Origin of the sequence: Streptomyces triticagri, from assembly GCF_003429565.1 — a bacterium.
In the GTDB taxonomy this organism is placed as follows: domain Bacteria; phylum Actinomycetota; class Actinomycetes; order Streptomycetales; family Streptomycetaceae; genus Streptomyces; species Streptomyces triticagri.
The window spans coordinates 51743-73222 of record NZ_QUAK01000102.1; the positions used below are offsets into that span (position 1 = coordinate 51743).

The following is a 21480-nucleotide window of genomic DNA, read 5'->3' on the forward strand; positions in this document are numbered from 1 at the left end:
CACCGGCGCAACAGCCCCACCCGTACGGCCAAAAAGCCGGCCCCGGCTCACCAGCGCCGGGGCCGGCTCACCAGCCGGAACAGCTCAGGACCCCTCGTCCTCCACCGCCCCGTCCGCCGTCTCCGAGTCCTCCTCCACCGGCTCCACAAGCACCGTCGTGATCCGATTGCGCCGGCCCGCCGTCGCCTCCGCCGTCAACCGCAACGACCGCCCGTCCGGCAACTCCACCACCGCACCCGCACCCGCGATCGGCACCCGGCCGAGCTCCTTCGCCAGCAGCCCGCCGACCGTCTCCACATCCTCGTCGTCGAACTCCTCGAAGCCGTACAACTCCCCCAGATCCCCGATGTCCAGACGCGCCGTCACCCGATAACGGCCCTCGCCCAGATCCTCCACCGGCGGCAGCTCACGGTCGTACTCGTCCGTGATCTCCCCGACGATCTCCTCCAGGATGTCCTCGATCGTCACGATGCCCGCCGTACCGCCGTACTCGTCGATCACGACCGCCACATGATTGCGCTCCTGCTGCATCTCCCGCAGCAGATCCCCCGCGTTCTTCGTGTCCGGCACGAACGACGCAGGACGCATCGCCGTCGACACCAACTCCGACTCCGCATCCCGGCTGATGTGCGTCTTGCGCGCCAGATCCTTCAGATACACCATGCCGACGATGTCGTCCTCGCTCTCACCCACCACCGGGATCCGCGAGAAACCCGACCGCAGCGCAAGCGTCAGCGCCTGCCGGATCGTCTTGAACCGCTCGATCACCACCAGATCCGTACGCGGCACCATCACCTCACGCACCAAGGTGTCACCGAGCTCGAAGACCGAGTGCACCATCCGGCGCTCCTCGTCCTCGATCAACGATTCCTTCTCCGCGAGATCCACCATCGCCCGCAGCTCCGCCTCCGAGGCGAACGGCCCCCGACGGAAACCCTTGCCCGGCGTCAGCGCATTACCGATCAGAATCAGCAACGACGGAATCGGACCCATCACCCGCGCCAACGGCAACAGCACATACGCCGCCGCCGTCGCCGTGTTCAACGGATGCTGACGCCCGATCGTCCGCGGCGAAACCCCCACCGCCACATAACTCACCAGGACCATCACACCGATCGCGACCGCAAGCGCCTCCCAGGTCTCCGGGAACTCCTGCAGACACGCGTACGTGACGATCGCCGCGGACGCCATCTCACAGGCCACCCGCACAAGCAGCGCCACATTCAGATAACGCGTCGGATCCGCCGCCACCTGCGCCAGCTTCGCCGCCCCACGCCGCCCCGACCGCTCCGCCTTCTCCGCACGAAAACTCGACACACGCGCAAGGCCCGCCTCCGCACAGGAGGCGAGCCACGCGACGACGACGAGCAGAACCGCGCCGACGGCCAGTGAGGCGCTCACGAGACCGTCGGCGCGGGAGACGGCCCGGTCAGGCCCCTCTCCGTACGCCAGCCGTCCACGATCGCCGCCTGCAGACCGAACATCTCGGCCTTCTCGTCCGGCTCCTCATGGTCGTAGCCGAGCAGATGCAGCACCCCGTGCACGGTGAGCAACTGCAGCTCCTCGTCCATCGAATGCTGCGTCTCGGCCTCCTCGCCCTGCCGCTTCGCCACCTCCGGACAGAGCACGATGTCACCCAGCAGCCCCTGCACCGGCTCCTCGTCGTCCTTCATCGGCGGACGCAGCTCGTCCATCGGGAACGACATGACATCCGTCGGCCCCGGCAGATCCATCCACTGCACATGCAGCTGCTCCATGGCGTCGGCGTCGACGACGATCACCGAGAGCTCCGAGAGCGGGTGGATCCGCATCCGCGCAAGCGCGTAGCGGGCGACGTCGAGGAGCGCCTGCTCGTCGACCCCCGTGCCTGACTCGTTGTTGACGTCGATCGACATGGTGCTGCTTTCAGCTCCCGCTCTCACCCGGTCACGATCTCTTGCGGCGGTTCTGATGGCCGCCGTTCTCCGTGCCGTTCTCGTGGTCGTACTTCTCGTAGGCGTCGACGATACGGCCGACCAGCTTGTGCCGGACGACATCGTGCGACGTGAGCCGCGAGAAATGCACGTCGTCGACCCCGTCCAGAATGTCCTGCACCTGCCGAAGCCCGGACTTCGTCCCGCCCGGCAGATCGACCTGCGTCACATCCCCCGTGATCACGATCTTCGAATCGAACCCGAGCCGCGTCAGAAACATCTTCATCTGCTCGGGGCTGGTGTTCTGCGCCTCGTCAAGAATGATGAACGCGTCATTGAGCGTCCTGCCGCGCATATACGCCAGCGGCGCCACCTCGATCGTGCCGGCGGCCATCAGTCTCGGGATCGAGTCCGGGTCCAGCATGTCGTGGAGGGCGTCGTAGAGGGGGCGGAGGTAGGGGTCGATCTTTTCGTAGAGGGTGCCGGGGAGGAAGCCGAGGCGCTCGCCGGCCTCTACTGCGGGGCGGGTGAGGATGATGCGGTTGACCTGCTTGGACTGCAGGGCCTGGACCGCCTTGGCCATGGCGAGGTACGTCTTGCCGGTGCCCGCGGGGCCGATGCCGAAGACGACGGTGTGCTTGTCGATGGCGTCGACGTACCGCTTCTGGTTGAGCGTCTTGGGGCGGATGGTGCGGCCGCGCGAGGAGAGGATGTTCTGCGTGAGGACCTCGGCGGGGGTCTCGGGGGCTCCCTCGCCGTTCTCGCCCGCTCTGAGCATGGCGATCGAGCGTTCCACCGCGTCCTCCGTCATCGGCTGTCCGGTGCGGAGCACCAACATCATCTCGTCGAACAGGCGCTGGATCAGGGCGACTTCCGCCGGGTCGCCGACCGCGCTGATCTCGTTCCCCCGGACATGGATGTCGGCCGCCGGGAAGGCCTTTTCGATCACGCGCAGCAGGGCGTCTCCGGAGCCGAGCACGGTCACCATCGGGTGTTTGGCCGGGACGGTGAAGTGGGCTCGGGCGGGCCCCTGTGCGGGGGTCTGAGCTGAGGGTGTCTGCGTCATGGGCCGGCTCTTGGCCTGCTCGTCCTCCTTGTGCGCGGGCGCCTGCAGCGTGGCTGCCTCTGTGGGTTCCAGCGTACGTCGGGGGTCGGACATCGCCGAGAGCTTTTCCGTCGGAGCGGGGCGGGTGGGGCGCTCCGGTGGGCGGTGCGTGCCCGTGCGGTCACCGGCCGGAGCCGAAGCCGATGGTGGGGACGGCCCGGCGCAGTGGCCAGGGGCGGGTGGCTTCGGGGAGCAGGGGTTCGAGGAAGGCGTAGCGGCGCAGTGCGGCGAGGTCCTGGGCGGGGAGGGTGCGGACGCGTTGCCACCAGGAGGCGATCTCGACCCAGCCGGGTGCGGAGAGTGAGCCGCCGAATTCCTGGACGGAGAGTGCGGCGGTGAGTCCGGCGAAGGCGAGGCGGTCGGCGAGTGGCCAGCCGGCGAGGGTGCCGGTGACGAAGCCGGCGACGAAGACGTCGCCGGCGCCGGTGGGGTCGAGGGCTTCGACGGCGATGGCGGGGACCTCGGCGGTTTCGCCGGTGCGGCTGTCGACGGCGTAGGCGCCGTCGGCGCCGAGGGTGACGACGGCGACGGGGACGTGTTCGGTGAGGGCGTGGGCGGCGGCGCGGGGGCTTTCGGTGCGGGTGTAGCGCATGGCTTCTTCGGCGTTCGGCAGGAAGGCCTCGCAGTGGGCGAGGTCGCTGAGGCCGCTGAGGTCCCAGCGGCCGGTGTCGTCCCAGCCGACGTCGGCGAAGAGGAGGGTGTTCTGGCGGGCGGCCTGGGCGATCCAGGGTTCGGGGGCGCCGGGGGTGAGGGGGGCGATGGCGCTGCGTGCGCGTGGGGGGCGGGTGAGGGTGTCGTCGGCCGCCGTGTCGGTGGAGGTGTCGGCGGTGTGGGCGCCGTCGGTGTCGGCGGGTGCTTCGTGGCCGTGCGAGACCATGGTGCGTTCGCCTTCGTAGGCCATGGAGACGGTGACGGGTGAGTGCCAGCCGGGGACGGTGCGGGAGCGGCTGAGGTCGATGCCTTCGCCGTGCGCGAGGGTGTCCCAGCAGTATTCGCCGTAGTGGTCGTCGCCGAAGGCGGCGGCGAGTGAGGTGCGCAGGCCGAGGCGGGCGAGGGCGGTGGCCATGTTCGCGACGCCGCCGGGGCTCGAGCCCATGCCGCGGGCCCAGGATTCGGTGCCGCGTACGGGGGCGGAGTCGAGACCGGTGAAGATGATGTCGAGGAAGACGGTGCCGGTGAGGAGGACGTCCCAGGGCGGGTCGTCGGGGGTGCGCCTGGCGGCGAGGGGATCGAGGCACCCGGAGTGGTCCGGTCGGTGTTCGCCGGGGCGGGTGGTGTCGAGCGGCTGCTCGGGCAGCTCGGGTTCCGTGCTCATCGCGGTTCCATCACCGGGGGTGGGTGTGCGGGTGCGTGGGGTGCTGGCGGGTGTGGGTGCGTGCAGGTCAGGACAGTGTGCATCATGCCTGCCGGGGGCGTGATGGGGTAGCTTCCGCGGCATGAGGCTGACGATTCTCGGCGGGGGCGGTTTCCGGGTGCCGCTGGTGTACCGGGCTCTGGTGGGTTCACCGATCGCGGAGCTGACGCTGTACGACACGGATCCGGTGCGGCTCGGGGTGATGCGGTCGGTGCTTGCGGGGCTGCCGGTGGACGGTCCGGGGCCGGTGGTGCGGGTGGCGGAGGGTCTGGACGAGGCGTTGCGTGGCGCGGATTTCGTGTTCTCGGCGATCCGGGTGGGTGGTACGGCGGGCCGGGTGCGGGATGAGCGGGTGCCGCTGGCCGAGGGTGTGCTGGGTCAGGAGACGGTGGGTGCGGGCGGGGTTCTGTACGGGCTGCGGACGGTGCCGGTGGCGCTGCGGATCGCGGAGCGGGTGGCGGCGTTGGCGCCGCGCGCGTGGGTCATCAATTTCACCAATCCGGCGGGGACGGTGACCGAGGCGATGGCGTCGGTGCTCGGTGACCGGGTGATCGGGATCTGTGATTCGCCGGTGGGTCTGGTGCGGCGTGCGGCGCGGGCGGCGGGGGCGGATCCGGATGGGGTGGGGTACGGCTATGTGGGGCTCAACCACCTGGGCTGGCTGCGGTCGTTGACGGCGCCGGACGGGCGTGAGCTGTTGCCGGGTCTGCTTGCGGACGAGGCGGCGCTGGGTTCGTTCGAGGAGGGGCGGCTCTTCGGTGCGCAGTGGCTGCGCACGCTCGGCTCGCTGCCGAACGAGTATCTGCACTACTACTACTTCCGCCGGGAGACGCTGGCCGCGGTGCGGGATGCGGCGGAGACGCGGGGTGAGTTCCTGGCTGCGCAGCAGGGCGGGTTCTTCGAGCGGGCGGCGGCGGAGCCGGGTCGGGCGTACGAGTTGTGGGAGGCGACGCGGCGGGAGCGCGAGGAGACGTACATGGCGGACAGTCGTGCGGCGTCGGGTGGTTGGCAGCGGGATGCCGGTGATCTGGAGGGGGGCGGGTACGACGGGGTGGCGCTTGCGTTGATGCGGGCGATCGCCTCGGGCGAGCGGACGCGGCTGATCCTGAATGTGCGCAATGGCGGGACGGTGCCGGAGCTGCCGGCGGACGCGGTGGTGGAGACGGTGTGCGAGGTGGACGGCTCGGGTGCGCGGCCGTTGCCGGCGGAGCCGTTGGGCTCGGCGGAGTTGGGGTTGATGCTGCAGGTGAAGGCGGTGGAGCGGGCGACGGTGGAGGCGGCGGTGTTCAAGGACCGGGATGCGGCGCTGCGGGCGCTTGCGCTGCATCCGCTGGTGGATTCGCCCGCGGTGGCTGCTCGGATTCTGGAGCGGGTGGCGTCGGCGGAGGCGTGACCCCCCGGGGGGGCGGGTGTCTCCTTCGTGCGATGGAGTCGGCGTGCCGTGGGCGCAACTGCTGGGGTACGGGGTGGCAGGGAGGCGCAACCGAGGGGGTAGTGCAGGTGTCCGCGGTGGTCGGATGCCGGGGGCGGTTCGGGCGGCCGAGCATGGCCGTATGTCGTCTGAAGCTTCTGTACCGCTCGCCGTGCGTCTGCGGGGTCTCGATCGTCGCCTGGTCGCCTTCCTGGTGGCCGTGGCCCTGGTGCGGCCGTTGTTCTCGATGGCCGGTTGGAGCGAGGCGCTCGGCAAGCCGGCGACGCCGCTGCTGCTCACGTTCGGCATCTCGGTGGTCTGGATCGTGGTGGTCGGCCTGAGCCGTGCGGCGGATCCGCTGCTCACGGCAGTGGCGGCCGGGGTGGGCTATGCGGTGGCCGTGCTGGTGCTCAGCGGGGTTCTGTCGCCGCTGGTGGCGGGCGAGTTGCGGGGGCCGTTGGCCCAACCGTTCGCGATCGTCCCGCTGTTCGTGGTCAATGCCCTGTGGGGCGCGGTGTGCGGGGTCTGCGCGACGGGGGTGCGCAGGCTCCGCACACCGCGGTAGCGGGCGGGCGGTGTCAGGTGTCAGATGTCAGGTGTCGAAGCGGTACGCGTCGACTTCGGCGAGGTAGCGGCGGCGCCGTTCCTCGTCGTCGTCGAGGAAGGCGGCGGTGAAGGAGTTGCGGGCGAGTGCGCGCAGCTGCTCCTCGTCGAGTCCGAGGGCCTCGTGGACGGCGTGGTAGGTGTCGCCGACGTAGCCGCCGAAGTAGGCGGGGTCGTCGGAGTTGACGGTGCACAGCAGGCCGGCGGCCATCATCTGCGGCAGCGGGTGGTCCTCGAGGACGTCGACGGCGCGCAGGCGCACGTTGGACAGCGGGCAGAGGGTGAGCGGGATGCGCTCGCGGACCAGGCGGTCGACGAGCCCGGGGTCCTGCATGCAGGTCAGTCCGTGGTCGATGCGTTCGACGCCGAGTACGTCGAGGGCCTCGGTGATGTACGCGGGCGGGCCCTCCTCGCCGGCGTGTGCGACCCGGCGCAGGCCGAGGGCGGCGGCGGCCTCGTACACCTCGCGGAACTTGGCGGGCGGGTGGCCGACTTCGGCGGAGTCGAGGCCGACGGCGGTGATCCGGTGCAGATGGGGCCGGGCGGCCTCGAGGGTGGCGAGGGCGGATTCGGCGGACTGGTCGCGCAGGAAGCACATGATGAGGCGGGTGGAGATGCCGTGCCGTTCCTCGCTGCGTTCGAGGGCGCGGGAGAGGCCTTCGACGACGGTGGCGATGGGGATGCCGCGTGCGGTGTGGGCCTGCGGGTCGAAGAAGATCTCGGCGTGCCGTACGCCCTGGGCGGCGGCGCGTGCGAGGTAGGCGTCGGCGAGGTCCTCGAAGTCCTGCTCGGTGTGCAGGACGGCCATCAGTCCGTAGTACAGGTCGAGGAAGGACTGCAGGTCCTCGAAGAGGTAGGCGCGGCGCAGCTCTTCGGTGTCGGCGTAGGGCAGTCGGACGCCGTTGCGTGCGGCGAGGGTGAAGGCGAGGTCGGGTTCGAGGGTGCCTTCGATGTGCAGGTGGAGTTCGGCCTTGGGGAGGTTGCCGGTGGTGCGGTCGGTCGGCTGGTTCATGGGAGGGCTCGCTCAGGGGGTGCGGGAGGGTACGGGGATGCGCAACAGGTCGGCGGCGACGGTGAGTTCGCCGGTGAAGCCGGCGGCGCGGGCTTCACGCTCGAAGGCCTCGGGGTCCGGGTAGCGCTGCGAGAAGTGGGTGAGGACGAGGTGCCGGACGCCGGCGTCGCGGGCCGCCGTGGCGGCCTGAGTGGCCGTCAGGTGCCCGTGGTCGGCGGCGAGTCGGGCGTCCGCGTCGAGGAAGGTGGACTCGATGACGAGGAGGTCGCAGCCTTCGGCGAGTGCGTGGACGCCGTCGCAGAGGCGGGTGTCCATGATGAAGGCGAAGCGCTGTCCGGGTCTGGGGGCGCTGACTTCTTCGAGGGTGACGCCGTCGAGTACGCCCTCGCGCTGCAGTCGGCCGACGTCGGGGCCGCTGATGCCGTGGGCGCGCAGCCGTTCGGGCAGGATGCGGCGGCCGTCGGGTTCTTCGAGCCGGTAGCCGTAGGACTCGACGGGGTGCGAGAGCTTCGCGGCGCGCAGGGTGTAGGGGCCGGAGCTGACGAGAGGGCCGTCGGCGGCCACGGGGGCTTCGGTGAGCCGGACGTTCTCGCGGTAGGCGGTGGCGTACCGCAGGCGGTCGAAGAAGCGCTGTCCGCTCGCCGGATAGTGGGCGGTGACGGGGTGCGGGACGCGGTCGAGGTTGATTCGCTGGATCACTCCGGCGAGGCCGAGGCTGTGGTCGCCGTGGAAGTGGGTGACGCAGATGCGGTTGATGTCGTGGGCGGCCACGCCGGCCCGGAGCATCTGCCGCTGGGTGCCTTCACCGGGGTCGAAGAGGATGCCTTCGCCGTCCCAGCGCAGCAGGTAGCCGTTGTGGTTGCGGTGGCGGGTCGGCACCTGGCTCGCGGTGCCGAGCACCACCAGTTCGCGTGTGGACAAGGCTGGTTATCCGGGGGCTCGTTGTCTGGGGGCTCGTCTGGGGGCTCGTTATCCGGGGGGCCACTGCAGGCCGCGGCCGCCGAGTACATGGGCGTGGGCGTGGAAGACGGTCTGTCCCGCGCCGGCGCCGGTGTTGAAGACGATGCGGTAGCCGTTGCCGTCGACCTGTTCGCCGGCGGCGACCTCGCCGGCCTCGCGCAGCACGTCGGCGGCGATGCCGGGCTCGGCGGCGGAGAGCGAGGCGGCGTCCGGGTAGTGCGCCTTGGGGATGACCAGGACGTGGGTGGGTGCCTGGGGGTTGATGTCGCGGAAGGCGACGGTCGTCTCGCTCTCGCGTACGACGGTGGCCGGCACCTCCCCTGCGGCAATCTTGCAGAACAGGCAGTCCGCCTGCGGTTCGCCTGCCATACGGCGGCCTCCCTCACAGCCTGCGAGGCGCCGTCCCGCGCCCGCCGGGTGCGGGACGGCGCCTTGCGAAGATCAGTACGTGGGGCATGGTATCCGGCCCCGTGCACGGGGCCCGGGGCACCGGCGCACGCGGCTCCGGTCAGTCGAGTGCGGGCAGTTCGGGCGCGGTCCGTGCCGGGTTCTCGGCGAGCGCGGCGAGCGCGATCCGGCAGGCCTCGTCCAGCTGCGGGTCGCGTCCCGAGGCGTGGTCCTGGGGCGTGGTGACGACTTCGACGTCCGGGTCGACGCCGTGGTTCTCGACCGACCAGCCCGGGCCCTCCAGCCAGAAGGCGTACTTGGGCTGGGTGACCAGGGTGCCGTCGACGAGCCGGTAGCGGCTGTCGATGCCGATGACGCCGCCCCAGGTGCGGGTGCCGACGACGGGGCCGATGCCGAGTGCCTTGATGGCCGCGTTGACGATGTCGCCGTCGGAGCCGGAGAACTCGTTGGCGACGGAGACGACCGGGCCGCGAGGTGCGTCCGTGGGGTAGCTGTGCGGCCGTTCGCCGCGCGGCATGTCCCAGCCGACGATGCGGCGGGCGAGCTTCTCGACGACCAGTTGGGAGGTGTGGCCGCCGCGGTTCTCCCGTACGTCGACGATCAGGCCCTCGCGGGCGACCTCGATACGCAGGTCGCGGTGGATCTGCGCCCAGCCGGGCGCCTGCATGTCGGGTACGTGGAGATAGCCGAGCCGGCCGCCGGAGCGCTCGTGGACGTAGGCCCGCCGGTCGGCGACCCAGGCGTGGTAGCGCAGGGGCTCCTCGTCGTCGACCGGGACGACGACGGCGTGCCGCGGATCGCCGCCGCCCGCGGGCGAGATGGTGAGTTCGACGGGCTTGCCCGCGGAGCCGGCGAGCAGCGGGGCGGGGCCGGTGACCGGGTCGACGGGGCGGCCGTCGACGGCGAGCACCGCGTCGCCGGGGCGGACCGCGACGCCGGGTGCGGCGAGCGGTGCGCGGGCGTGCGGGTCGGAGGTCTCGGAGGGCAGGATGCGGTCGATGTGCCAGAGGCCGTCCCGGTGGCGGGAGAGGTCGGCGCCGAGGAAGCCCTGCCTTTGGTCGCCCGAGCCGCCGCCGCGGGGTGTGACATAGGCGTGCGAGGTGCCGAGTTCGCCCTGTACTTCCCAGAGCAGGTCGACCAGGTCGTCGTGGGTGGCGATGCGGTCGAGGACGGGGCGGTAGCGGTCGAGTACGCCGTCCCAGTCGACGCCCGACATGTCGGCGCGCCAGAAGTTGTCCCGCATGACGCGGCCGGCCTCGTCGTACATCTGCCGCCATTCCGCGGCCGGTTCGACGATCCGGCGGATGCGGTCGAGGTCGACGGTGATGTTGCTGTCGCTGTCGTCGTCGTGCGCGGGGCGGCGGTCGCTGGGGACCAGTTTGAGGGTGTTGTCGGTGCGCAGGAGGACCCGCTTGCCGTCACCGCTGACGGCGAACCCGGTGGCGTCGGGGGCGAGTTCCTCGATGCGCTGTTGTACGAGGTCGTAGCGTTCGAGGGAGGTGCTGGGGCCGGGTGCGTCGGGGGTGGCGCTCGAGACGCCGAGGGCGCCGCGCACGGGGTGGCGCAGCCACAGCAGTCCGTCCCGGGCGGCGCGCAGCGTCGTGTAGCGGGCGGCCTCGACGGGGAAGGCGAGTATCCGGTCGGCGAGGCCGTCGAGGTCGATACGGGTGACGGGGGCGTCGTCGCCGGCGACCTCGGAGGACTTCTCGGAGCTCTCGAAGGGCCGGCCGTGCCGCTGCGGCCCGAACGGCGAAGGGGTGGTGGCGGCCAGGGTGACCAGGTGCGGCCGGCAGGCGCCGACGAAGGCCAGGTCGAAGACGTGCACGTCGTAGACCGGGTCGAAGGCCCGCTCGGAGAGGAAGGCGAGGTGCTTTCCGTCCAGGGTGAAGGCGGGCGAGAAGTCGCGGAAGCGCAGCGGGGTGGCCTCGGACACCGTCAGGTCGGCGGTGTTGGCGAGTTTGATCTGCGACAGCGGTACGGGTCCCGGGTGCGACCAGGCCAGCCAGCCGGAGTCCGGGGAGAACACCAGGCCGGAGGCGTCGCCGTGCTCGCTGCGGTCCACCTCGCGGACCTCGCCCGAGTCGCGCTCCACGAGCAGGACCCGGCCGTCGTGCGAGGCGACGGCGGCGCGGCTGCCGTCGGGAGCCATGGCGAGGGACAGGACGCGGCCGAGCCGGCCGGCGGCGACCCGGCGCACGGATCCGCCGGGGGCGACGCCGGCGGCCGGGGCGAACTCGAGCGCGTCGTCGCCCTCGGAGTCGGTGACCCAGACGACGTGTTCCTCACCGTCGACTCGGAAGGTGCGCGGGAGGCGGGCGCGGACGCCCTGTTCGGCGGCGAGGGCGCGGGCCGGGCCGTCGCGGTGGGTGACCCAGTGGACGGAGCCGCGTACGGCGACGGCTCCGGCGCGGCCGGTGTGGTCGGGTACGGCGGCGGAGAGGTTGCGGTCGGCGCGTACGGGGTGCGGTTGGAGGTCGGCGCGCTGTCCGCCGAGGCGGACGTCGAGGCGGCGGGGTTCGGCGCCGTCGAGGTCGTCGAGTATCCAGAGTTCGCCGACGCGGGTGTACACGACGCGGGTGCCGTCGGTGGCCGCGTGGCGGGCGTAGAAGCCGGGCTCGGTGTCCGGCTCGCCGAGTGGGGTGTGGCGGCGCAGGCCGCTGCCGTCGGGTGCGGAGGAGTAGAGCGCGCCGGCGCCCTCGTGGTCGCTGAGGAAGGCGATCCGGTCGCCGACCCACAGCGGGTACTCGATGTTCCCGTCGAGTTCGGCGTGCAGGCGGGTGAACTCCGGTGGTACGAGGGGCTGTCGGACCTCGGCGCCGTCGTCGGCGCCGCCCTCGCCGGCCGGCTGCGCGGGCGCCTCGGTGGCGATCCACAGCTTGCCCGCCGTGCCGCCGCGGTAGCGCTTCCAGTACGCGGCCTCGCGGCCCATCGTGACCGACTGAAGGAGCACCTCGCCGGCCGGTCCGTACGCCACGTCGCCGACCGGGCCGTACGGCAGGACCGTGGCGGGGCCGGCGTCGAGCGGTACGGCGTGCGCCCAACTGCGGCGCAGTGAGGCCTGGCCGTGGGTGGTGATCGCAAGGACCGAGCCGTCCGGGGTCCAGCCGCGCACGGCGGTCCTGCCGCTCCCCCAGTGGGTGAGCCGCCGGGACGGTCCGCCGTCGACCGGCGCGACATGCACCTCGGGGGCGCCGTCGCGGGTGGAGGTCCAGGCGACATGGGTGCCGTCGGGCGAGATACGGGGGTGGTTCACCGGCATGTTGTCGGCGCTGACGCGCCAGGCGCGTCCGCCGTCCAGCGGGGCGACCCAGACGTCGTCCTCGGCGGTGAAGGCGATCAACTCGCCCCTCGGATGCGGATACCGGAGATAGGCAGTCTGCGTCACCCCGTCACCCTAAGCTCAACTCCCGCACACGCACAGCTCTTTCGATCACTTGCTCCCCCGGGACACGCTGATCGGGCACGCTGCTCGGGCACTCCGCGGATCCCCCGGTTCAGCCCCAGCGCCCGGTACGCCCCAGCAGCAGCGCCACCGCTGCCGTACCCGCCGTGGAGGTGCGCAGGACCGAAGGGCCGAGGCGGTACGGAGCGGCACCCGACTCCTCGAAGGCCGCCAACTCCTCGGGGGACACGCCCCCTTCGGGCCCGACGACGAGCACGATCGAGCCGCGGTCGGGCAGCTTCGCCGAGGCCAGCGGGGAGCTGCCCTCCTCGTGCAGTACGGCGGCGAAGTCGACGCCGGCGAGCAGCGCGGCCACCTGCTTGGTGGTCGCCGCATCGGCGACCTCGGGGAAGCGCGGCCGCCGCGACTGCTTGCCGGCCTCGCGGGCGGTGGCCCGCCATTTGCCGAGCGACTTGAGGCCGCGGTCGCCGCGCCACTGGGTGACACAGCGCGAGGCGGACCAGGGGACGACGCGGTCGACGCCGGTCTCCGTCATGGTCTCCACGGCGAGTTCGCCGCGGTCGCCCTTGGGCAGCGCCTGCACCACGGTGATGTGCGGCTCGGGCTCGGGCTCCTGCCGTACGCCGCCGAGTCCCGAGACGATCAGGCGGTCCTTGCCCTCGGTGCCGTCGACGACACCCGCGGCCCACTGCCCTCGGCCGTCGGTGAGCACGAGCTCCTCGCCGGGGCGCAGCCGCTTCACGGTCACCGCGTGCCGCCCCTCGGCGCCTTCGAGTACGTACGACTCCCCCACGGGGACCTCGTCGACGACGAACACCGGCGCGGTCACGCGGCACCTCCCTGCGCCAACTCGGCGCGGGCGGCGTCGAGTTCGGCCGTGAGCACCTCGACGAGCTGCCCGGCGGGCAGCTCCCTGGCGAGCCGGTGCCCCTGCCCGGCCCAGAGCGCCATGCCCTGCGCGTCACCGACCTTCGCGGCGGCCTTGCGCAGTCCGCTGGTGAGGTGGTGGATCTGGGGATAGCCCGGAGGCGCGTACGGGCCGTGCTCGCGCAGAAAGCGGTTGACCAGGCCGCGGGCGGGGCGGCCGGAGAAGGCGCGGGTGAGTGCGGTACGGGCGAACAGCGGGTCGGTCAGGGCCTGTTTGTGGAGTGCGTGCGCCCCGGACTCGGGACAGGGCAGGAAGGCGGTGCCGAACTGTCCCGCGTCCGCGCCCGCCGCGAGCACCGCGGCCAGCTGACCGCCGCGCATCAGTCCGCCGGCCGCGACGACCGGCACCGACACGGTCTCCCTGACCTGGGTGACGAGGGTGAGCAGGCCGAGGCCCGAGCCGTCGTTCTCCGGGTTGTCGCGGAAGGTGCCCTGGTGCCCGCCGGCCTCCACGCCCTGCACACAGACGGCGTCGGCCCCGGCCCGCTCGGCCGTCCTGGCCTCCTCGGGCGTGGTGACCGTCACGACGGTCACCGTGCCGACCCGGGCGAACGAGTCGAGGACGTTGCGGGTGGGGCAGCCGAAGGTGAACGAGACCACCGGCACCGGGTGTTCGAGGAGGATCGCCAGCTTCGCCTCGTAGCCGTCGTCGAGCCCCGTGTCGGGGTCGCCGAGCGGTGTCTCGTACCAGGCGGACTCGCCGGCCAGCTGCTCGGCGTAGACGGCGACGGCGGCGGGGTCGGAGCAGGCCGGCTGCGGCAGGAACAAGTTGACGCCGAAGGGCTGTTGGGTGAGCCCGCGCAGCTGTTTCAGCTCCTCGTACATGCCGTCGGCGGTCTTGTACCCGGCGGCGAGGAAACCGAGGCCGCCCGCCTCGCTGACGGCGGCCGCGAGCGCGGGGCAGGAAGCGCCGCCGGCCATGGGGGCCTGCACGATCGGGAAGGGGCAGAGATCCGTCAGCACGGTGGGCATGAACGCATCGTGCCACGTCGCGGAATGACCTCCGAATCGGCGATTCCGCCTGGCATGTGCCCCGACGTAGCGGAGCCGCGCCCGCACTGTCCGTGAGGATCAGAGCGGGCGCGGCGGGGTGTGGAGAGGGCTGAGGCACGAGGGCAAGACGCCCCAGTAAGTGCCTCAGCGGCCGTTGAAGGCGTCCTTCAGGCGGGAGAACAGGCCCTGCTGACCGGGCTGGAACTGTCCGGTCGGACGCTCCTCGCCGCGCAGCTTGGCCAGCTCGCGAAGCAGCCGCTCCTGCTCGGCGTCGAGCTTGGTCGGGGTGAGCACCTCGACGTGCACGATGAGGTCGCCGCGGCCGCCGCCGCGCAGATGTGTGACGCCGCGCTGGTGCAGCGGGATCGACTGACCGGACTGGGTGCCGGGCCGGATGTCGACCTCCTCCATGCCGTCGAGTGTCTCGAGCGGCACCTTGGTGCCGAGCGAGCCCGCGGTCATCGGGATGGTCACCGTGCAGTGCAGATCGTCGCCGCGCCGCTGGAAGACGGTGTGCGGGAGTTCGTGGATCTCCACGTAGAGGTCGCCGGCCGGGCCGCCGCCGGGGCCGACCTCGCCCTCGCCGGCCAGCTGGATCCGGGTGCCGTTGTCCACACCCGCCGGGATCTTCACCGTCAGGGTGCGGCGGGAGCGGATGCGGCCGTCGCCCGCGCACTCGTGGCACGGAGTGGGCACCACGGTGCCGAAGCCCTGGCACTGCGGGCAGGGCCTGGACGTCATGACCTGGCCGAGGAAGGAGCGGGTGACCTGGGAGACCTCGCCGCGGCCGCGGCACATGTCACAGGTCTGCGCGGAGGTGCCGGGCGCCGCGCCCTCGCCCGCACAGGTGTTGCACACGACGGCCGTGTCCACCTGGATGTCCTTGGTGGTGCCGAACGCGGCCTCGTCCAGCTCGATCTCGAGCCGGATCATCGCGTCCTGACCGCGGCGGGTGCGCGAGCGCGGGCCGCGCTGGGACGCCGAACCGAAGAACGCGTCCATGATGTCCGAGAAGTTCCCGAAGCCGCCGGCCCCGAATCCCCCGGCGCCGCCGCCGGCCCCCTGCAGAGGGTCGCCGCCGAGGTCGTAGACCTGCTTCTTCTGCGGGTCGGAGAGCACCTCGTAGGCCGCGTTGATCTCCTTGAAGCGCTCCTGCGTCTTCGGGTCCGGATTGACGTCCGGGTGGAGTTCACGCGCCAGGCGGCGGAAGGCCTTCTTGATCTCGTCCTGTGATGCGTCGCGGCGCACGCCGAGTACGGCGTAGTAGTCCGTGGCCACTTACGACTCCGCCAGGATCTGTCCGACGTAACGTGCCACTGCGCGTACCGCTCCCATCGTTCCGGGGTAATCCATGCGGGTCGGTCCGACCACGCCGAGCTTGGCGACTGCCTCGCCGCCCGAACCGTAGCCGACCGAGACGACGGACGTGGAGTTGAGGCCCTCGTGGGCGTTCTCGTGACCGATGCGTACGGTCATGCCCGAATCCTTCGCCTCGCCGAGCAGCTTGAGGAGCACCACCTGCTCCTCGAGCGCCTCCAGCACCGGCCTGATGACCAGCGGGAAGTCATGCCCGAAGCGGGTCAGATTGGCCGTACCGCCGATCATCAGCCGCTCCTCCGTCTCCTCGACGAGGGTTTCGAGGAGAGTGGCGAGCACGGACGAGACCGTACCCCGGTCCTCCTGCTCGAAGGACTCGGGGAGGTCCTGCACGAGCAGCGGGACGTCCGAGAAGCGGCGTCCGGCGACCCGGCTGTTGAGCCGCGCCCGCAGATCGGCGAGCGAGGTCTCGCCGAACGGCGCCGGGCAGTCGACATGCCGCTGCTCGACCCGTCCGGTGTCCGTGATCACCACGAGCATCAGGCGGGCGGGCGCGAGCGAGAGCAGCTCGACATGGCGCACCGTCGAGCGGGTCAGCGAGGGGTACTGCACGACGGCGACCTGCCGGGTCAGCTGCGCGAGCAGCCGTACCGTACGCGCGACCACGTCGTCGAGGTCGACGGCGTCGTCGAGGAAGTTCTGAATGGCGCGGCGCTCCGGCGAGGACAGGGGCTTGACCCCGGCCAGCCTGTCGACGAAGAGGCGGTACCCCTTGTCCGTGGGGATGCGCCCCGCGCTGGTGTGCGGCTGGGCGATGAAGCCCTCCTCCTCGAGCGCCGCCATGTCGTTGCGCACGGTGGCCGGTGAGACGCCGAGGTGGTGGCGCTCGGTGAGGGCCTTGGAGCCGACGGGCTCCTCCGTGCCGACATAGTCCTGGACGATGGCGCGCAGCACCTCGAGTCTGCGTTCGCTGAGCATCCGCGCACCTCCCTGTCGTCCCGGCTGCCGCCCTCCTGGCACTCACCGGTCGTGAGTGCCAGCATTGCCGCGCCCAGTGTACGGCGGTCGGGTGCGACTCCGGCAAGGGTGGTGCCGGGCCGTGGCCGGTCGGCGCCGTTAGCGTCTGCCCATGGGCATCACTTCCGACGCCGCGGCAGCGGGCGTCACTTCGGGCATCACGTGGGAACAGGCCGGCTGGGAGCGCGTGGCCGGGCCGGTGCGTCCGGCCACGGCCGTCGCCTCCGTGGGCCGGTGCAGGCTCCCGGTCTGGGACTGCACGGCCGGGCTCGTGGTGGGCGACGGTGCGGCGCTCCTGATCGACGCGGGATCCTCGCTGCGTGAGGGCGCCGAGCTGCGGCGCCGGGCCGAGCAGCTGCTCGGCGGCCGGCGAGTGACACATCTCGCACTCACCCACCCGCACTTCGACCATGTACTCGGCGGCGCGGTGTTCGCCGGTGCGGAGGTCTACGGCGCGGTCGGCCTTGGCGACGTGCTCGCCGGGGGCCGCGAGGCGCTCGCCGCGGACGCGGTACGGCACGGCGCGGACCCCGCCGCCGCGGCCGAGGCGGCCGAACTCGTCGTACGGCCACGGCACGAGGTCTCCGGCCAGTGGACCGTCGACCTCGGCGGCGGCCTGCAGGTGGTCCTGGTCAACGTCGGCCCGGGGCACACCGGCCACGATCTGGCCGTACTCGTCCCGTCCTCCCCGGCGACCGTCTTCTGCGGGGACCTGGTCGAGGAGTCCGGCGAACCCCAGGCAGGACCGGACGCGGTGCGCTCGCGCTGGCCGGCCGCACTCGACCGACTGCTCGCGCTCGGCGGACCGGAGGCGCGGTACGTGCCCGGGCACGGATCGGTGGTGGATGCGGCTTTTGTCCGCGCCCAACGCGACCGCCTCGCCGCCCAGTTCGGCGTGTCGTAACCGCTGGTCGTCGGCTTCTCCTATCGTCGGCCGAATGCGCCCACCCGTCTCCCGCCACCACCCTTCCAACGAAGGCCCTTCGGGCCCGCGTATGCGTGAGTACTCCCCCGACCTCACACCCCCCTGGAAGAAGCAGGCCGCCGTCCCCGAGGTCCCCGCCGACCGCGACCTGGTCGTCGAGGAGGCCTCGACCGGCTTCTGCGGTGCGGTGATCGGCTGCGAGGCCGGCACCGTGACCCTCGAGGACCGGTTCGGCAAGCACCGGGTCTTCCCGCTCGAGCCGTCCGGCTTCCTGCTCGAGGGCCGCGTGGTCACCCTCGTACGCCCCACGGGCAACGCACCTGCCCGCCCCACCCGCACGGCCTCCGGCTCGGTCGCCGTGCCCGGGGCGCGGGCCCGGGTCGCACGTGCGGGGCGGATCTACGTGGAGGGCCGGCACGACGCAGAGCTGGTGGAGCGGGTGTGGGGCGACGACCTGCGCATCGAGGGTGTCGTCGTCGAGTACCTGGAGGGCGTGGACGATCTGCCCGCGATCGTCGGGGAGTTCGGGCCGGCGGCCGACGCCCGGCTCGGGGTGCTCGTCGACCACTTGGTGCCCGGCAGCAAGGAGTCCCGGATCGCCGCCGCGGTCACCGACGAGCACACCCTCGTCGTCGGCCACCCCTACATCGACATCTGGGAGGCGGTGAAGCCGTCCTCGGTCGGTATCCGCGCGTGGCCGCGGGTACCACGCGGCCAGGACTGGAAGACGGGCGTGTGCCGCGCCCTCGGCTGGCCCGAGAACACGGGCGCCGCCTGGCAGCACATCCTCGGCCGAGTCCACACCTTCCGAGACCTGGAGCCGGAACTCCTGGGCCGCGTGGAAGAACTGATCGACTTCGTGACGGCACCCCCTTCAAGCCCCTCCGGCGCTTGAGGAGGCCCGTCCGGCAGGACATCTTTCAGCCCCTCCGGCGCTTGAGGAGCCCGTCCGGCAGGACTTTCGGGAAGGGGCGGGCTGGGGAACTCCGATACCGTCAGTCGACCAGATCCCGCACCACCCCATCCGCCAACAACCGCCCCCGCAGGGTGAGTACGGCCCGCCCCTCCTCATAGGGCCCCGCCGAAAGCAACCCGTCCCGCACCGCCCGATCCGCAGCACCAAGCCCCGCAGCCCGCAGCAGCGACAAGGACACCCCCTCCCGCAGCCGCAGCTCGAGCAAGATCCGCTCAACCCGCCGATCCTCGGCGGAGAGCACCTCACGCCCCGCCCCCGGCGACCGCCCACCCACCAGGGCCTGGGCATACGCGCCCGGATGCTTCACGTTCCACCACCGCACGCCCCCGACGTGCGAATGCGCACCCGGCCCCGCCCCCCACCAGTCCGCCCCGCGCCAGTACAGCTCGTTGTGCAGACACCGCGCGGCCTCGGAGGCCGCCCAGTTGGACACCTCGTACCAGGAGAACCCCGCCGCCCGGAACGCCTCGTCGGCGATGAGGTACCGGTCCGCGTGCACATCGTCGTCCGTCGCGGGGACCTCACCGCGCCGGATCCGCCGGGCCAGCTGCGTACCCTCCTCGACGATCAGGGCGTACGCCGACACATGGTCGGGCCCCGCACCGAGCGCGGCGTCAAGGGAGGCCCGCCAGTCGTCGTCGGACTCCCCCGGGGTGCCGTAGATCAGATCGAGGTTGACGTGCTCGAAGCCGGCCGCCCGCGCCTCGGCGACGCACGCCTCGGGCCGCCCCGGCGTATGCGTACGGTCGAGAACCTTCAGGACGTGCTGCCGCGCGCTCTGCATGCCGAAGGAGACGCGGTTGAAGCCGCCCTCGCGGAGCTCGGCGAGATAGCGCGGATCGACGGACTCCGGATTCGCCTCGGTGGTGATCTCCGCGTCCGGGGCGAGCCCGAACTCGTCCCGCACCGCCCCGAGCACCCGCACCAGGTCCGCCGCGGGCAGCAGGGTCGGGGTGCCCCCTCCGACGAACACGGTACGGACCGCGCGCGGATCGTCGCCGAGAACCTTGCGGGCGAGCCGGATCTCCTCGATCAGATGCGCGGCGTAGGTGTCGCGGGAGGCGAGTGCGCCGTCGCGGCCGCGCAGCTCGCTCGCCGTGTAGGTGTTGAAGTCGCAGTAGCCGCAGCGGGTCGCGCAGTACGGCACGTGCAGGTAGAACCCGAGGGGCCGTCCGGCGGCACCGTCCAGGGCCGATGCGGGCAGCGACCCGTCGTCGGGCACGGGTTCACCGTCAGGGAGTACGGAGGGCATGCAGCCATTGTCCTGCACCTCGGACGGTGCCCACCGCCCGGCCGTACCGCCGCCCGCACCCTCAGGTCGCCCGCAGCACGAGCAGCGCGAGATCGTCGTCCGGCGGCAGGTCGGAGAAGGCATGCACCTGCCGGCGGATGCGGTCGGCGATCCGCTCCGCGTCGAGGCCCGCACAGTCCGCGAGCGCCCGGGACAGCCCGTCGGCGTCGTCGAACTGGCGGCTCCCGGAGCGCCGCTCGGTCACCCCGTCCGTGACGCAGAGCAGGGTCTCGCCGGCGCCGAGCACGAAGGTTTCGGCGCGGTACGCGGCGTCGTCGACGATGCCGAGCAGCACCTGTGACTCGGCCGCGGGACGCACCCGGCCGGCGGTGTCGAGCAGCAGCGGCAGGGGATGCCCGGCGCAGGCCAGGGTGCACCGGATCCCGGCGGCGGAGGGCACCAGCTCGCCGTAGAGGAGGGACAGGAAGCGGGCGGGCGAGGCGTCGGCGGCCGCGGCGAGGCCGGGCACGCCCGCGGCCGCGACCGCACGGGCCGCGGACTCCGCGGCTTCGAGGGCGTCCTCGATCAGGGCGCGGTTGAGCCGGTCGAGCACGTCGGCGACGGGACGGTCCTCACGCGCGAGCAGCCGCAGCCAGGGCCGGGCGAGGCCGGTCACGACCGCGGCCTCCGGGCCCTTGCCGCAGACGTCGCCGAGCGCGAAGCACCAACGGCCGTCGCCGGCCGGGAACACGTCGTAGAAGTCGCCGCCGGCCAGGGATTTGTCCCGCGGCTCGTAGACGAGGGCGGTCTCGACCCCGGGGACCTCGGCGACCGAGGCGGGCAGCAGGCCGCGCTGCAGGATGCGGCTGATGGTGGCCTGCCGGGTGTACCGGCGGGCGGTGTCTGCGGCGCGGGCGACCCGCCGGGAGAAGTCCCGCAGCAGGTCGATCGCCCCGGGCGGGAAGCCGGCCGGCCCTGCGCGGCCGAGGAGCAGCGTGCCCAGTTCGCAGCCGTCGGCGACGAGCCGGCAGGACAGGGCCGCGCCGGTGGTCCCGGCCGAGCCGTCGTCGGGCCAGGGGATGGGTACGGGGGTCCCGGCGGGCGGTGCGGAGGGGCTCGGCGGGTCCTTCTCGAGGGCCTGCCGCAGTGCGTCGTGCCGGTCCTCGCTGCGGTGCCGGACGCGGGCGAGGCGGGGTGCGGCACCGCGTCCGCCGTCGCCGTGCAGCCATACGGCGCACCAGTCGGCGAGGCCGGGCACCAGGAGCTGTCCGGCGACGGCGGCGACCATGTCCTCGTCGAGCTGTCCGGCGAGCAGATCGGAGGCCTCGGCGAGCAGGCCGAGTGCCGCGCGGGCGTCCCATGCGTCGTCGCCCTGGGCGCCACCGGCCGGGTACGGGGGCGGCGCGACGGTCTCGGTCCCGGGCACGCGGGGATCGGCCTCTCCTTCCAGGTACGGCGGCCCGCTCATGGGCAGCCTGGCCCAGACGGTCCTGGAGCCCGTACGGCAGGTGGTGCCCCAGGAGTCGCAGCGGGCCGCGACGAAAGGCAGACCACGCCCGAACTCGGCCTCGTCGTCGGCCTGTTGGGGCGTGTCGGCCTGGTGCACGGCGCGTGCCGGGTGGCGACCGGTCACCTCGACGACGAGGACGGGCCCGGGTGCTCCTGCGACGTGCGGCGGCTCCGGGGCACCGGCCGGCACCGCCGCCGTCTCGACCCGGAAGGTGAGGTCGACGGTGGTGCCCGCGTGCACGACGGCGCTGGTGACCAACTCACTGACGACCACGGCGGCGTCGTCGAGGAGCGACTCCGCGACCGGGCCGGCGAACGGCCGGCCCGCGCCGTGCGGACCCGGCGACCCTTCGGTGGGCTCCGCCTCCGGAGCCGCGGGCGATTCGGCCGGGGCGCCGGTGAGGCCGCCGGGCACG

18 protein-coding genes are annotated in these 21480 nt (G+C 72.4%); 4 read left to right on the top strand and 14 right to left on the bottom strand.

Annotated elements, in window-relative coordinates; genetic code table 11:
• Positions 1–84 precede the first annotated feature (84 nt).
• The 4 genes from DY218_RS18925 to DY218_RS18940 all read right to left on the bottom strand — a co-directional run bounded on the left by DY218_RS18925 (position 85) and on the right by DY218_RS18940 (position 4333).
• A complete protein-coding gene (locus tag DY218_RS18925) occupies positions 85–1401 on the bottom strand; it encodes a hemolysin family protein (protein ID WP_128557252.1) in 1317 nt (438 codons plus the stop codon).
• Positions 1398–1895: an rRNA maturation RNase YbeY gene (gene ybeY / locus DY218_RS18930; protein ID WP_128557253.1), complete on the bottom strand. Its 498-nt coding sequence runs from the start codon at positions 1893–1895 to the stop codon at positions 1398–1400. Before ybeY ends, DY218_RS18925 begins: the two co-directional genes overlap by 4 nt.
• Positions 1896–1926: 31 nt before the next feature.
• Complete coding sequence (locus DY218_RS18935; protein ID WP_128557275.1) at positions 1927–2979, bottom strand: PhoH family protein; 1053 nt, start codon at positions 2977–2979, stop codon at positions 1927–1929.
• Positions 2980–3139: 160 nt separating this feature from the next.
• Positions 3140–4333 carry a PfkB family carbohydrate kinase gene (locus DY218_RS18940; protein ID WP_128557254.1) on the bottom strand — a complete coding sequence of 398 codons (1194 nt, stop codon included), beginning with the start codon at positions 4331–4333 and terminating at the stop codon, positions 3140–3142.
• A gap of 121 nt (positions 4334–4454) precedes the next feature.
• Here DY218_RS18940 and DY218_RS18945 point away from each other — a divergent pair, with 121 nt between their 5' ends.
• Both DY218_RS18945 and DY218_RS18950 read left to right on the top strand, forming a co-directional pair.
• Entirely contained in the window at positions 4455–5765 is a 1311-nt protein-coding gene (locus DY218_RS18945) for a family 4 glycosyl hydrolase (RefSeq protein ID WP_128557255.1), read from the top strand.
• Positions 5766–5925: 160 nt separating this feature from the next.
• Complete coding sequence (locus tag DY218_RS18950; protein ID WP_128557256.1) at positions 5926–6348, top strand: hypothetical protein; 423 nt, start codon at positions 5926–5928, stop codon at positions 6346–6348.
• A 27-nt stretch (positions 6349–6375) separates the two neighbouring features.
• On the opposite strand, the gene DY218_RS18955 is transcribed toward DY218_RS18950, so the two are convergent.
• The 8 genes from DY218_RS18955 to hrcA form a co-directional block, all read right to left on the bottom strand.
• Positions 6376–7398 (bottom strand): adenosine deaminase, encoded by a 1023-nt coding sequence (locus DY218_RS18955; RefSeq protein ID WP_128557257.1) that lies wholly within the window; start codon positions 7396–7398, stop codon positions 6376–6378.
• A 12-nt stretch (positions 7399–7410) separates the two neighbouring features.
• Positions 7411–8319 carry a ribonuclease Z gene (locus tag DY218_RS18960; RefSeq protein ID WP_128557258.1) on the bottom strand — a complete coding sequence of 303 codons (909 nt, stop codon included), beginning with the start codon at positions 8317–8319 and terminating at the stop codon, positions 7411–7413.
• Between the two features lie 48 nt (positions 8320–8367).
• The gene (locus tag DY218_RS18965; protein WP_128557259.1) at positions 8368–8727 is read right to left on the bottom strand and encodes a histidine triad nucleotide-binding protein; all 360 of its coding nucleotides are present in this window, start codon (positions 8725–8727) and stop codon (positions 8368–8370) included.
• Positions 8728–8866: 139 nt separating this feature from the next.
• Entirely contained in the window at positions 8867–12151 is a 3285-nt protein-coding gene (locus tag DY218_RS18970; RefSeq protein WP_128557260.1) for a S41 family peptidase, read from the bottom strand.
• 109 nt (positions 12152–12260) lie between these two features.
• Positions 12261–12998 carry a 16S rRNA (uracil(1498)-N(3))-methyltransferase gene (locus tag DY218_RS18975; protein WP_128557261.1) on the bottom strand — a complete coding sequence of 246 codons (738 nt, stop codon included), beginning with the start codon at positions 12996–12998 and terminating at the stop codon, positions 12261–12263.
• Complete coding sequence (locus tag DY218_RS18980; RefSeq protein ID WP_128557262.1) at positions 12995–14068, bottom strand: nitronate monooxygenase; 1074 nt, start codon at positions 14066–14068, stop codon at positions 12995–12997. Before DY218_RS18980 ends, DY218_RS18975 begins: the two co-directional genes overlap by 4 nt.
• Before the next feature lie 165 nt (positions 14069–14233).
• Positions 14234–15367 carry a molecular chaperone DnaJ gene (gene dnaJ, locus DY218_RS18985; RefSeq protein ID WP_128557263.1) on the bottom strand — a complete coding sequence of 378 codons (1134 nt, stop codon included), beginning with the start codon at positions 15365–15367 and terminating at the stop codon, positions 14234–14236.
• The gene (gene hrcA / locus DY218_RS18990; protein ID WP_128557264.1) at positions 15368–16384 is read right to left on the bottom strand and encodes a heat-inducible transcriptional repressor HrcA; all 1017 of its coding nucleotides are present in this window, start codon (positions 16382–16384) and stop codon (positions 15368–15370) included.
• Between the two features lie 151 nt (positions 16385–16535).
• On the opposite strand from hrcA, the gene DY218_RS18995 reads away from it, so the two are divergent.
• The gene (locus DY218_RS18995; protein WP_128557265.1) at positions 16536–17327 is read left to right on the top strand and encodes an MBL fold metallo-hydrolase; all 792 of its coding nucleotides are present in this window, start codon (positions 16536–16538) and stop codon (positions 17325–17327) included.
• A gap of 91 nt (positions 17328–17418) precedes the next feature.
• Positions 17419–18243: a DUF3097 domain-containing protein gene (locus DY218_RS19000; protein ID WP_128557266.1), complete on the top strand. Its 825-nt coding sequence runs from the start codon at positions 17419–17421 to the stop codon at positions 18241–18243.
• A gap of 100 nt (positions 18244–18343) precedes the next feature.
• Here DY218_RS19000 and hemW read toward each other — a convergent pair whose 3' ends face one another.
• Together hemW and DY218_RS19010 are read right to left on the bottom strand one after the other, a co-directional pair.
• Entirely contained in the window at positions 18344–19576 is a 1233-nt protein-coding gene (hemW, locus tag DY218_RS19005) for a radical SAM family heme chaperone HemW (protein ID WP_128557267.1), read from the bottom strand.
• Positions 19577–19637: 61 nt separating this feature from the next.
• A complete protein-coding gene (locus DY218_RS19010) occupies positions 19638–21479 on the bottom strand; it encodes a SpoIIE family protein phosphatase (RefSeq protein WP_128557268.1) in 1842 nt (613 codons plus the stop codon).
• Between the last annotated feature and the right edge of the window lies 1 nt (position 21480).

Excerpts from the sequence above, each read along its gene's own strand:
- ybeY (WP_128557253.1), bottom strand. The coding sequence starts at position 1,895 with ATGTCGATCGACGTCAACAACGAGTCAGGCACGGGGGTCGACGAGCAG.
- DY218_RS18935 (WP_128557275.1), bottom strand. The coding sequence starts at position 2,979 with ATGACGCAGACACCCTCAGCTCAGACCCCCGCACAGGGGCCCGCCCGA.
- DY218_RS18940 (WP_128557254.1), bottom strand. The coding sequence starts at position 4,333 with ATGAGCACGGAACCCGAGCTGCCCGAGCAGCCGCTCGACACCACCCGC.
- DY218_RS18945 (WP_128557255.1), top strand. The coding sequence starts at position 4,455 with ATGAGGCTGACGATTCTCGGCGGGGGCGGTTTCCGGGTGCCGCTGGTG.
- DY218_RS18950 (WP_128557256.1), top strand. The coding sequence starts at position 5,926 with ATGTCGTCTGAAGCTTCTGTACCGCTCGCCGTGCGTCTGCGGGGTCTC.
- DY218_RS18955 (WP_128557257.1), bottom strand. The coding sequence starts at position 7,398 with ATGAACCAGCCGACCGACCGCACCACCGGCAACCTCCCCAAGGCCGAA.
- DY218_RS18965 (WP_128557259.1), bottom strand. The coding sequence starts at position 8,727 with ATGGCAGGCGAACCGCAGGCGGACTGCCTGTTCTGCAAGATTGCCGCA.
- DY218_RS18980 (WP_128557262.1), bottom strand. The coding sequence starts at position 14,068 with ATGCCCACCGTGCTGACGGATCTCTGCCCCTTCCCGATCGTGCAGGCC.
- hrcA (WP_128557264.1), bottom strand. The coding sequence starts at position 16,384 with ATGCTCAGCGAACGCAGACTCGAGGTGCTGCGCGCCATCGTCCAGGAC.
- DY218_RS18995 (WP_128557265.1), top strand. The coding sequence starts at position 16,536 with ATGGGCATCACTTCCGACGCCGCGGCAGCGGGCGTCACTTCGGGCATC.
- DY218_RS19000 (WP_128557266.1), top strand. The coding sequence starts at position 17,419 with ATGCGTGAGTACTCCCCCGACCTCACACCCCCCTGGAAGAAGCAGGCC.
- hemW (WP_128557267.1), bottom strand. The coding sequence starts at position 19,576 with ATGCCCTCCGTACTCCCTGACGGTGAACCCGTGCCCGACGACGGGTCG.